The organism is Prosthecochloris sp., assembly GCA_015482705.2.
Lineage (GTDB): Bacteria > Bacteroidota > Chlorobiia > Chlorobiales > Chlorobiaceae > Prosthecochloris.
In genome coordinates, this window is the sequence record JADMLA020000039.1 from 55535 (window position 1) to 68212 (window position 12678).

At 45.9% G+C, this 12678-nt stretch carries 11 protein-coding genes; 8 read left to right on the top strand and 3 right to left on the bottom strand.

All coding sequences use genetic code 11. From position 1 onward, the window contains the following. Window positions 1-20: 20 nt before the first annotated feature. From QZ209_RS09600 to QZ209_RS09610, 3 genes are read right to left on the bottom strand one after another with little or no spacing between them, the layout of a single operon-like run. On the bottom strand, window positions 21-1286 hold the full coding sequence (locus tag QZ209_RS09600) for an ABC transporter permease (RefSeq protein ID WP_294347365.1): 1266 nt from the start codon (window positions 1284-1286) through the stop codon (window positions 21-23). Between the two features lie 52 nt (window positions 1287-1338). Further along, entirely contained in the window at window positions 1339-2673 is a 1335-nt protein-coding gene (locus tag QZ209_RS09605; RefSeq protein WP_294347367.1) for a GGDEF domain-containing protein, read from the bottom strand. A 55-nt stretch (window positions 2674-2728) separates the two neighbouring features. Continuing rightward, complete coding sequence (locus QZ209_RS09610) at window positions 2729-3655, bottom strand: substrate-binding domain-containing protein (RefSeq protein ID WP_294347369.1); 927 nt, start codon at window positions 3653-3655, stop codon at window positions 2729-2731. A gap of 249 nt (window positions 3656-3904) precedes the next feature. On the opposite strand from QZ209_RS09610, the gene argC reads away from it, so the two are divergent. The 8 genes from argC to argH all read left to right on the top strand — a co-directional run bounded on the left by argC (window position 3905) and on the right by argH (window position 12627). Continuing rightward, window positions 3905-4921, top strand: a complete 1017-nt coding sequence (gene argC / locus QZ209_RS09615) for an N-acetyl-gamma-glutamyl-phosphate reductase (RefSeq protein ID WP_294347370.1) — start codon at window positions 3905-3907, stop codon at window positions 4919-4921. Beyond that, on the top strand, window positions 4899-6200 hold the full coding sequence (gene argJ, locus QZ209_RS09620; protein ID WP_294347498.1) for a bifunctional glutamate N-acetyltransferase/amino-acid acetyltransferase ArgJ: 1302 nt from the start codon (window positions 4899-4901) through the stop codon (window positions 6198-6200). Before argC ends, argJ begins: the two co-directional genes overlap by 23 nt. A 26-nt stretch (window positions 6201-6226) precedes the next feature. Then, entirely contained in the window at window positions 6227-7108 is an 882-nt protein-coding gene (argB, locus tag QZ209_RS09625; RefSeq protein WP_294347372.1) for an acetylglutamate kinase, read from the top strand. 21 nt (window positions 7109-7129) lie between these two features. Beyond that, window positions 7130-8137, top strand: a complete 1008-nt coding sequence (gene argF / locus QZ209_RS09630; protein ID WP_294347374.1) for an ornithine carbamoyltransferase — start codon at window positions 7130-7132, stop codon at window positions 8135-8137. 13 nt (window positions 8138-8150) lie between these two features. Further along, a complete protein-coding gene (locus tag QZ209_RS09635; RefSeq protein ID WP_294347376.1) occupies window positions 8151-8597 on the top strand; it encodes an arginine repressor in 447 nt (148 codons plus the stop codon). An 11-nt stretch (window positions 8598-8608) separates the two neighbouring features. Continuing rightward, window positions 8609-9817 carry an argininosuccinate synthase gene (locus QZ209_RS09640; protein ID WP_294347378.1) on the top strand — a complete coding sequence of 403 codons (1209 nt, stop codon included), beginning with the start codon at window positions 8609-8611 and terminating at the stop codon, window positions 9815-9817. Window positions 9818-9997: 180 nt separating this feature from the next. Next, window positions 9998-10921 carry a hypothetical protein gene (locus QZ209_RS09645; protein ID WP_294347379.1) on the top strand — a complete coding sequence of 308 codons (924 nt, stop codon included), beginning with the start codon at window positions 9998-10000 and terminating at the stop codon, window positions 10919-10921. A gap of 305 nt (window positions 10922-11226) precedes the next feature. After that, the gene (argH, locus tag QZ209_RS09650) at window positions 11227-12627 is read left to right on the top strand and encodes an argininosuccinate lyase (RefSeq protein WP_294347381.1); all 1401 of its coding nucleotides are present in this window, start codon (window positions 11227-11229) and stop codon (window positions 12625-12627) included. The last annotated feature ends 51 nt before the right edge of the window (window positions 12628-12678 follow it).

Consider the following 12678-nt stretch of genomic DNA (forward strand, 5'->3'; position numbering starts at 1 on the left):
TTTTTATTGGAAGACTTTCATCAGCTCAACAGTGCTGTGCCAGGCTTCAAGGCTGCAGCCACCCTCGCTGGTATGAAGGCAAAAACAAGTGTCAACAGGCCGACAATACAAGAAACCAAGAGGTAATCGAACAACTCTATCTGGATTGGAACATGTTTGATGAAATAATTTTTTTGAGGCAATGTTATCAGGTGAAAATGAAGTTCGAATATCGAAAAGCCCAAAGCAAGCATGTTTCCTAAAAGAATGCCTATAAGAGCGATCAAAAATGCCTGGACAAGAAATATTCCGCTGATTTTTCCCGGAACAAGTCCTAATGCACTCAACATGCCGATCTCCTTTGTCTTTTCAATGATCAGCACGAGCAGCGTGGAAATAATGTTGAAAACCGCCACGACCGTGATGGTTATGATCAGAAGCGGTGTGATGTTCCGCTGCAATTTCAACCACTCGAAAAGGTTGGCATAGCGCTCAAAAACCGTGTAACCATAGAAGGGATAACCCAGCGCATCAACGGACTCGATGGCTGTGGCATTCAGCCGCTCTATGTCGTTCACCATAATCTCATAACCGCTGAGAAGAGCTTTTTCTGCATTGAAAAAACGCTGCATCGCTTCAAGGTCTGTGATGACCATGTAATCATCAAACCCTTCGTTGAGCCCTGTTTCATATATTCCACTGACTGTTGCCAACTCGAGTTCCAATGAGGAAAGAAGATCGACAATATTGTCGCCGGCTTCTATCAGCTTTCCTGAAGTCCCTCTCGCACTGCTGATCATCATGACGCTGCTACCCGGTGACAGCCGAAGAGATTCAGCGAGGGGTTTTCCCACAAGGATATGTAACGACGACAACGTTCCTTCGGGAAACCAGGTACCCTCGACGATGTTCTTCTGCAAAAAAACCGGAGGATTTTCTTTTGAAACACCTTTGAGCATGGCTGGTTTGATCAGTTCATTCTCCACTCCTTTACTCTGAAGTATGATGCTTTTTTCCATGAAAGGAGTAATGGAAGCGATATTTTCAATGTTGTTCAGACGCAGGGTATCGACAGGTAGAGGGTAAAAAAGATTTCCCTGAGCCTGTCTGATTTGAAAATGTGAGCTGAAGCCGATCAGCTTACTTTCAATCTGTGTCGAAAAACCCTTGACAATAGAGAGGGTAAGAATGAGCGCAGCTGTCCCCAACGCAATTCCTGCAACCGCTAAAAACACGATAAACGTCGGCTTCGATGCTGAACGGGGCTTGAATGCAAATCTCCGTGCGATGTATAACTCTGATTTCATCCCTGGTATCTATCCTCCATTACCCAACCTCTTTTCATTACTCACCCACTTTTCACTCTTCTCCATTCTTTTGCACACTCTCCCCTTCTTCTTCTCTTTCAACCTCTCTGAAATGAACAACCTTGTTCCGACCTGTCTGCTTGGCCCGATATAGTGCTTTATCCGCCTTGTTTATAAGAGAATACCAATCAACTGCATCATCAGGGTAGGTGGCAATTCCCGCACTAATCGTCAATTGTCCGCCGGGCAACGCTTTTTCATGATAAAATGGCTCTGCCGCTATTATTTTCCTTAACCTGTCGACAATTTCAATAGCCTTTCTACTGTTTGTACGGGGAAACAATATCGCAAACTCTTCCCCACCAAACCGAGCGGGAATATCGGCTTCTCTACACTCCTCACGAATGATTCTTGCCATTCGTTCCAGGACGATATCACCGGCAACGTGACCATTCGCATCGTTGTATGCCTTGAATCGATCGATATCGATCATTGTCATGGAAATACTCTCATTATAGCGTTTCGCCCTTGCGACATCAACGATGAGATGATCCTTGAAATGCCGATAATTGTATAAATTTGTTTTTTCATCTTTTATGAAGAGTTCGTCAAGCTTCTTGTTTTTCAATTCAATATTCTGACAAAACCTTACGATTGAATCAGTTATCTCGTTGACATCGTTCGAGAACTCTTCAGGCCGTATGCTTTTCTTTACCTCTTCAGCGGTATCATGGAAACTTTCCGGAAGCTCCTCGTTGAGCATTCGCAGTTTTTCGGCCAACTGATTGAGCGGCATGACCGTCTGTCGATAGTTGCTGACAATCACCCATCCTGCAGAAATAATGATAACCACAAGAACTGCGAGCACAATGAAAAAAAAGAGCTGAACCGTATCGTAAACTTTTCCGCTGGACAGTCTTACATCGATAGCGGTATTCAGAATAATATCATCGAGTTCAAGAATCATCAGAGAAATACGGTTTCCTGCCTCCACTCTTTTCATTTCGATATCGACAATCATTTTTTCCAGGACCAACTGGTTCGATTTCATCCAGGAAGCAAGATCATGCATACGATTTTTTTCAGCTCGATCCTGGAAATTGATCGAACGAAACTGAAGCAGTTTGGTATTCCGGATAATTTCATTCAGAACCTCGGGGCGCTCATGCGTAACACTCAACTGCTGATCTATAAGCGTCAGGGTTGATCGAAAATCGAGAAGATCCTTGTAAATCATTTGTACCTCGTCAGCCCTTTTCTGCAGCTTTCCCTCATAAACAATGAAGCCCGCAGTCCCGCCGAACAGCAGAAAAGCAAAGAGTACCCCAGCATAGATCGTCGGCTTTAACGAAATAGGTTGAAACGATGTTTTTGTGGATTCAGGCATGTATGGCACTGCTTACTTTTGATAGTCTCAACTGCTTGCGGTTGAATATCTTGATTCATTGAAGCTGGATGAGGTATGTAGGATTTCTATAGGGAACCAGTGAACTCCTTACAAATCCTTTCTGCCCCTCTTTCGCCAACCAGGCACCGAAACCTGCTGCCAAGGCTTTTTCCTTTCGATACATATAATAAACAATATAGCCAAGAGGATATTTTTCCTGGTAGATCGTGTTTTGCGAAGGCATAACTGGAGCACCTCCTTTTTTTTGGCAGAGAGGCACTACTCTGAATGTCGATGACGACCGCTCAGCACTCTTCAGTTCCCCCAATCTTGAGAAAGGCAGGATGCCTATAGCTCTGGTATTTTCTGCAACAATCCTCATGACATCCTCGTCACTTCCGGCATGCCAAGCCGTCAGTCTGTTGTCACCTGGAACTGCCAGAGCGAGAAACTGCTCTTGAAGCCTGAGATCTTTACCATTGAGATATACCTCGATGTCATTGCCGTTATCCCAGCTGATTTTTCTTGCTGTGTAGATTTTGGCAAGATCCTCTACACACAGAAACGGAACCGGATTGGCTTGATTGACAATGCAGACAATCGCACTTCTGGCGACAGGTTCCAAGCGATAATTCATTTTTTCTCTCTCGAGAAGAGAAACATCATATTTCCCCGGCTTACCGCGCCATAACATCGCCTCGATTTCTTCCTGTAGAAACCTGTTGAAAAGATCAGGAAAGAACCCAGTTTCAAGCTCTATTGAAGCGTCTGAATAGTAACGACTGAAAACGGGAACAATATCTTCAGCAGTCACGCCAAGAGCTTGTTCGACACCAAAGCGAAGCAAACCGCTTTTCGCAGTTTCAATTGTAACAGCACTGTCAAGCCGATTGCTCGCTATCCTGAAAACAGCAACCACAGCAACACATATGACAACCAGCACCACGACAAAGATAAAACCGAATCTCTTTCTGCCGTACATACCACAATCCTGTCTCTTATCTGTTCCGTTCACAATATCTGAGCAAAGATAGAGAAAAAACCTCCCTCCCAAAACCTTGCAATCAACACAGAATTCGCTATTTTATCCATATTATTGAATATTAATTCACAATAAGAATATATATTCATTCACGCAATTCACTCTATTTCAATAAATCACCTAAAATTCATCCATATCGATGGATAATATCGCAAACGATGAATAGGTATTCAATGCAATAGCAAAATTATGAGAGGCTACAAAAAACCCACAGTGTCGGTTATCGGTGCTTCAGGTTATTCGGGTGCTGAACTGACGAAAATTCTTCTCAGACACCCTTCGGTAAAGCTTGAAAAGCTTTACGCGCATACACAAGCAGGAAAAAAGGTTCAAGATGTATACCCTTTTCTCGATACCGATGCTGTTTTCGAATCCTATGAAGGAGAAAAAGACACAGATATATATTTTCTTGCCCTTCCTCACGGAGAGGCATCATCAATAGTTCCGAAGCTTGTCGATGCAGGAAAACTGGTAATCGACCTTTCGGGTGACTTCCGTCTGAAAAATCCTGAAGAGCACTTGAAATATTACCTGAAAAGTAAAAATCCCGATGCCGTTCTAACCTATGCGATGCCCGAGCTTTTTCATGACGAGATAAAACAGGCCACAGCGGTAAGCAATCCCGGATGCTATGCAACGAGCATCATTCTTGGAATTGCCCCGCTTGTCAAAAAGCCACTGGACGGGACACGGGTCAAAAGCATCAACTGTTCCGCAATATCCGGAATATCGGGTGCCGGCAGATCAAGCAAAGTGGAACTTTCATTTTCAGAAATGAGCGGAAATATACGTGCCTACAAGGTTGGTAAACACCAACATACTCCTGAAATTCTACAGGCACTCGATACAGATACCATCGAACCCAGTTTTGGTTTTCTCTTTACACCGATGATTGCCCCGCTTGTCAGAGGAATTTATTCGGTTTTGAATATTCAGCTTGACAAACATCTTCCGGTTTCACAAATTGAGGAGCATTTCAAGGAATTTTACCGTTCAGCGCCTTTTACCCGGGTCAGATCGACCATGCCTGAAATACAACATGTAGCTTATACCAACTATTGCGATATCCATATTGCAGAATGTACCGATAAAGGTTCAGCGGTGATTGTAACGGCAATCGACAACCTCGTAAAGGGTGCTGCAGGCCAGGCGGTACAAAACATGAACATAATGCTCGGTTATGATGAAACTCACGGATTACTCTAAAGGACATAAAGCTGTTTCGGCTATCAATACGCTTGCCGCTGAAACAGTCTGGCCAGAGCACACGACACCTCTCAATATCAGGGAAGCTGAAAAAAAGCAGTTTTGGCCCAAAGGATTTTCTGCGGGTACTGCGCACGCAGGTATCAAGCAAGGCAAGAAAGATCTATTGATCATCAAATCTGACGAGCCTTCACAAGCTGCTGCCGTTTTCACCAAAAACCTCTGTTGCGCAGCACCTGTTGTCGTATCGAAAGAACACCTCGAGCAATCTGGGTCTTCGATACGTGCCATAATCTGTAACAGCGGCAATGCAAATGCCGCAACCGGAGAAAAAGGATTGATCGATGCAAGAACAACTGTAGAAAAAACAGCCTGTATCCTTGGCATAGCTCCTCAGGAAGTTCTTGTCGCATCAACCGGCGTTATCGGCACTCTCCTTCCGATGGGCAAGATAAACAGCGCGATCGACTCACTTTCAGCGGTTTTGTTTGAAACCTCATGTAGAAAAGCCGCCGAAGCAATCATGACAACCGACACCTTTCCGAAATATTTCGGTCTTGACATAGCACTTTCCACCGGCATCGTTCGTCTCTCAGGCATAGCAAAAGGATCGGGAATGATCTGTCCCGACATGGCGACCATGCTCGCTTTTCTTGTAACCGATGCGAGAATAGAACAGAAGCTACTTCAGGAAATGCTCTCGAAAGCGAATGAAAAAAGCTTCAACACCATTACAGTCGATGGAGATACAAGCACGAACGATATGGCGGTCTTGTTGTCCGGATCGTCATCGAACAACAGGATTCTACCCGGTAGCCGTGATGCTCGAATATTCTATGATGCATTGGAAGGTCTCATGACGTTTCTCGCAAGACTGATCGTCATGGACGGCGAAGGTGCGTCCAAACTGGTGAAGATACAAGTGGAAGGAGCTGCAACAGATCTCGATGCACGAAAAGCGGCTCGAACCATTGCAAACTCGAGCCTGGTCAAAACAGCCCTTCACGGTGAAGATGCGAACTGGGGCAGAATCATCGCTGCTGCCGGAAGATCAGGAGCTGTTTTCAATCCGGAAAATGTTTCAATACAATTTGAGGATCTCGTCATTCTCCAACCAGGATATCTTTCGGACTTTTCGGAAGATGACGCAAAAAAAATTCTTTGCCGCAACAGCTATACCATTATCGTTTCCCTGGGTGACGGAGAGGGTAGCGCTGTGGTTCATACTTGCGATTTAAGTAAAGAATACATAGAGATAAACGGCAGTTACAGAACATGAAAACCATTTAATTCAGCAGGCGTTACATGAAAGAATCTCCTGAAAACCTTCCTCAATCCACCATCGGCCAGGTACTCATCGAAGCACTGCCCTATATCCGGAAATTCGAGGATAAAACGTTTGTCATCAAGTACGGCGGTGCCGCCATGAAGGATGAGGTACTCAAAGACGCCTTTGCGCAGAACATCACTCTTTTACGCAAGGTAGGTATCAATGTCGTTTTAGTCCATGGAGGGGGTGATGCAATTACAAGAACAGCGGAAAAGCTCGATGTTTCTACACAGTTCATCCATGGAAAAAGGGTCACTGACAAGGAAATGATCTCGATCGTGCAAATGACCCTCGCTGGAAAAGTCAACCAGGATATCGTCCGTCTCATCAGCGAACATGGAGCGAAAGCCGTCGGTGTAAGCGGTCTCGACGCAAATACCATCAAAGCTGTCCCCTGCAAGGAATCGGCATCTCTCGGTCTTGTTGGTGAAATCACCCGAATAAACACCGGTTATCTCGACCTTCTCTGCCATGCAAGACTCATTCCGGTCATAGCACCAATCGGGTTCGATGACGAAGGCAACGTTTACAACATCAATGCAGACGATGCTGCAAGCGCAATAGCGATTGCGCTCAAGGCTGAGAAACTAATTTATATCAGCGATGTCGCAGGAGTTTACCATGGTGAAGCAATCCTGAAAAGCGTCTGCAAGGCAGAAGCCGCAGACCTTATCGAAGACGGAGTGATTTCAGGAGGAATGATACCGAAAGCACTTTCGGCATATAAAACACTCGATGGAGGTGTCAATAAAATTCACCTTATCGACGGCAGACTCATTCACTCCCTACTACTGGAAATTTTCACCGATCAGGGTGTAGGCACACAGTTCGTTACGGAAAAAGATTCAGACCTTTAACCACATTCATGGAGATATCTATTGAAAACTCATAGCAGCAAAAGGGATTTTCTCGGCTTTTCCCATCTGGATACCGGAAAAATCATAGAACTCTTTGACTTTTCCCTGTTTATAAAAAAACAGCGCGGCACAACTTCTGCCTCAGAGTCCTACAAACCCTTATCAGGGAAAACAGTGGCCATGATATTCAACAAGCCCTCACTCAGGACAAGGGTTTCTTTTGAAATAGGTATACACGAGCTTGGCGGCTATGCAGTGAACCTCGAGGGTAAATCGATTGGAGTCAACTCACGGGAAGCTGTCGAAGACATTGCCCAGCTCCTCTCTCGTTACAATGATGCGATCGTCGCAAGGCTTCATGAACACAGCGTTATCGAAGCGCTTGCCGAAAATGCAGCAATACCTGTCATCAATGCACTTACCGATCTTTCGCACCCGTGTCAGATCCTTGCCGATGCCTTTACGCTCTACGAAAAAGGATTGTGGAACGACAATATCAAAGTGGTCTTCGTCGGCGACGGCAACAACGTAGCGAATTCCTGGATAGAACTTGCCGGGCGGCTTCCTTTCCACTTCGTTCTTGCGTGTCCTGAAGAGGAGGAGCATCAACCTGATGCATTCATTCTTGAAACAGCAAGAAAAAACGGTGCAAGCACCATAGAGATCATTCATGACCCAATGGAAGCGGCACGCGACGCCGACGTTCTTTACACCGATGTCTGGACCAGCATGGGACAGGAAAAGGAAACCGATAAACGGCTTGAAACCTTCAGCAAATACCAGATAAACTCCGAACTGCTCGGAGCTGCGAAGCCTTCTGCAGTGGTCATGCACTGTATGCCGGCTCATCGTGGTCAGGAAATAACCGCGGAAGTAATGGATGGCCCGCAGTCCATTATCATGGACGAAGCGGAAAATCGCCTACATGTCCAGAAGGCGATTCTTGTAAAACTCCTCAACCATGAAGAATACAGAAGGTTTCATTTGACTCACAGGCTTCAAAACGTCGCAAGCAAACTCACCTCCTGATCCGGGAAAAGACATGGGCAAACAAAACCGGCAACGAAAAATCAAGGAGCTCCTTCAGAACAATGAGGTAGGAAATCAACATGAGCTCCTGCATCTTCTGCTGAACGCTGGCATCGATGTCGCTCAGGCAACATTGTCGAGAGACTGTTCGGAACTTGGAGTCATTCGTTCAAGGACAACGAAAGGATACCGTCTCGAGTTTCCTGAAGACACTCCCGGGCAGATGATCAAAGGTCTCGTGGAAATGGAGATACAGACCATCGATGCAAATGAAACAACGATAGTCATCAAGACGCTTCCCGGTAGAGCACATGGTGTCGGTTCTTTCATCGATCACTTCAAACATCCGAAAATTCTGGGAACACTCGCAGGAGACGACACGGTTCTCGTCATTCCGGCATCTGTTAACGACATACGTTCAATTCTCGACTATATTCAATCCAATCTTTTTAAAACCTGATTAAAGAGCATATGAAAAAGGAAAAAATTGCTATTGCCTATTCAGGCGGACTCGACACCTCCGTCATGATTAAATGGCTGAAAGATAAATACGATGCCGATATCGTTGCTGTCACCGGTAATCTCGGACAACAGAAAGAGATCGAAAATCTTGAAGAAAAGGCCATCGCAACAGGAGCCTCGAGCTTTTCTTTTTTAGATCTCAGAAAACCGTTCGTTGAAGAATATATCTGGCCTGCGCTCAAAGCAGGAGCCCTGTATGAAGACGTGTATCCACTCGCAACGGCTCTTGGACGCCCACTGCTTGCCAAAGCCCTTGTAGATGTAGCGCTTTCCGAAAACTGCACCATGCTTGCACATGGCTGTACCGGTAAAGGAAACGACCAGGTTCGATTTGAAGTAACCTTTGCCTCTCTTGCACCCCACCTCAAGGTGCTCGCCCCTCTCCGTGAATGGGAGTTCACATCACGAGAAGCGGAAATCGCTTACGCAGAGGAACACAATATCCCGGTATCTGCAACAAAGAAAAGTCCTTACTCCATCGATGAAAACATCTGGGGCATCAGCATTGAATGCGGCGTGCTCGAAGACCCAATGGTCGCACCACCTGAAGATGCTTATCAAATCACGACATCACCTGAAAAAGCGCCTGACAAGGCTGCAGTCATCGACATCGAATTCGAACAGGGCGTTCCCGTTGCGCTCGACGGCAAAAAAATGGAGGGTCTCGATCTCATCCTGGAACTCAACAAAGTAGGTGCAGCACATGGAATCGGTCGTCTCGACATGATTGAAAATCGCGTAGTAGGCATTAAATCGCGGGAAATATACGAGGCTCCCGCAGCAACCATCCTGCACTTCGCCCACCGCGAGCTCGAAAGGCTGACGCAGGAAAAAAACGTTTTTCAATACAAGAAAAACATAGGCCAGGATTATGCGAACCTGATCTACAACGGAAGATGGTTCTCTCCTATGCGAGAAGCCCTGGACGGATTTGTCGAAGCCACCCAGAAAAACGTTACCGGTGTTGTACGCGTCAAATTGTTCAAAGGCTCGGTCACACTGCTCGGCAGAACCTCACCATGGTCGCTCTACAACGAAGAGCTTGCAACCTATACCGAAGCCGACACATTCAATCACAAGGCTGCAGAAGGATTCATCCATCTTTACGGCCTTAGCCTGAAAACCTACAGCGAGGTTCAGGAGAAAAACAGATCTTGAAACAAGCGATCAAGAACACAAAAAACCGACCAGTACGACGACTATCACTACCCCGGCCCTTCTTCGGCCGGGGTTTTTGTCGCCCCTGATTGCTTTTCATTCTGAGGAGCAGTAACTTTAACTATCTCTCTTTAAAATAGTTCCGCCCTCTTCACCAATCCGTATCCCAGGAGGTTTTTCATGAAAAAGATCATTGTAGCCGCATCGTCGTTTGTGCTCTTGTTGCTGCTCCAGTCTGTCAGTTGGGCATCGGTCAACCAGTTCACCGGCACATGGATCAATTCGGACACGAACACCCGTGGAATCACCAAACTCGAAATAGCGCAACAGGGCTCAGCCCTCAGAATGCATGCCTGGGGCAAATGTCACCCTGACGATTGCGACTGGGGTGAAGTCGCAGCCGCAATTTACGCTTCCAGCGTTTCGGGTAACATGATGCAGACAGGGAAAGTCATGTCGGCAATTTACACAACCGGCTTCAACCAGACGCTCATTGTCGTCAAACCTGCCGGCAAAAACCGCCTTAAAGCAGAAACGTTTACCCGTTTCACCGATGGCAGCAACCGTTCCAACTACACCAACTCTTACACGTTCAAGAGGATGCTCCAGCTCACGCCTCTACCGATCCCCACACTGCCGGTTCCTATAATTCAGGAAGATTGCATTTCCTTCAACCCGCAGACGGCAACCGTTAAAAAAATCAATGGAAGCTGGAAAATTGTCGACGGTAATCACTGGATGTTCGACTTCGGCAACAAGAAAAACGAAGCCTATAGGTCGCTTACAATCATCAAGCACTACGGGATGAACCGGTCGTGTTTTGTCGGTCGACCCGATCCGAGTTTCCAGTATATGCTGGTTTCAGGACAAGCTCCGCAAGGCGGAATCCCCGGTGAAGATTGTATAGGTTTCAATCCCGATACCATAGAGGTGAAAAATATCAATGGACGCTGGAAAATTGTCGACGGTAATCATTGGATGTTCGACTTCGGCAATAAGAAAGCAGAAGCTGAAAAAGCCTTTGCCATCATTAAAAAATACGGTTTCAACCGCACATGCTATGTCGGAAGACCTAATGCAAGTTTCCAGTACCTGAGAAAATAGCAGCCCGCATTATCACATAAGGGCTCCTCTATAAGCAAATTAATAGAGATGCCCATAAGCATAAGCCTTCCGGTCCTTGTGAAGAGACCAGAAGGCTTTTTTTCTTCTTCATTTACCAGTTCATTCACTCACTCCCCTTTATTCATGAAACAACCGATTCCCAGTATAACTTTTTTTCGAGAGCATTATGCTTTATTATTTAAAGTTCTTTATAAAAAAAGAACAAAAAACAGACCAACTTTTCGGACGGAACAATATTTCTTATCTTCCGCCTTATATACTCAACCAACTTGATCTTAAAACCGATGAGCACAAAAAAAGGCAGCGAAAAAGAACTCTTATGGCAAAGCAGATTCAGCGAACCTTTCGATCGGGAAGCCCTTCTGTTCTCTTCCTCCGTCGATGTGGACAAGGTGCTGTATCAGGAAGATATCAAGGGTTCCATAGCTCATGTGACAATGCTTTCGGAAGAAGCTATACTACCGGTTGAAGAAGCGAGATTGATTATCGAGGGGCTTGAAGAGATCGAGCAGGAAATCAGTTCCGGCGCACTTGTACCCGACTGGGAAGATGAAGATATCCACACGGTTATAGAGAACCGTTTGAAAGAAAAAATCGGACCGATAGCAGGTAAAATGCACTCGGGAAGAAGCCGCAACGACCAGGTAGCAACCGATACGAGGTTATACATGAAACGTACCATAGATGAACTTCGCTCGGCACTCGGCGCACTGAACAGCCTGCTTCTTGAAAAAGCAGAAACCTACCGCCACACGATCATTTTCGGTTATACCCATCTGCAACGAGCACAGCCGATATCCGCAGGACATTACTACCTCTCGTTCTTCAACATGTTTCTCCGAGACAACCAACGGCTCGACGACCTCTTCAAACGTGTTGATATTTCCCCGCTCGGTGCTGCCGCATTCGCAGGAAGCACACTGCCGCTCAATGCCCAAAGAAGCATGGAGCTGCTTGACTTCGGCACACTGTTCGAAAACAGTATAGACGCTGTCAGTGACAGGGACATCATCATCGAGTTCATATCGGCCTGCTCCATTATCATGATGCATCTTTCGAGATTCTGTGAGGACCTCATACTTTGGAGCAGTTCGGAGTTCAATTACCTCGAAATCAGTGACGCGTTCGCGACCGGTTCTTCAATTATGCCCCAGAAGAAAAACGCAGATATTGCCGAGTTGGTCAGAGGGAAGACAGGCAGGGTGTACGGCGACCTGATAAACATCCTTACCATCATGAAAGGGCTTCCCCTCTCTTATAACCGTGATATGCAGGAGGACAAGCCACCGCTATTCGATGCTGCGAAATCGACTATTTCAAGCGTAAGGATTTTTTCAAAAATGCTGGCACACACCAGGCTGAATGAAGAAAGACTCACAAAACTCACAGCCGAAGATCTCAGCCTTTCAACGGAAATCGCCGAATATCTTGTGAGAAAAAACCTGCCCTTCCGCGATGCACACAGGATAACGGGGAAAATCGTCAGCCATGCAATTGAATCGACTACATCTTTACCGAATATCCCTCTTGAAACCTACCGCAGCTTTTCCGAACTGTTCGATAGTGACCTCTATGATGCGCTTCAACCCGGAGCGAGCGTCAACACGAAACAATCATATGGGAGCACCTCTTTTGCATCTGTCGACGAACAGATAAACAATGCCAGGAAAAAAATCAACAGGTGAAAAAAGACAGATGCCGACAGGTGAAATAGATGGTCGTATTTCAATAAAGAC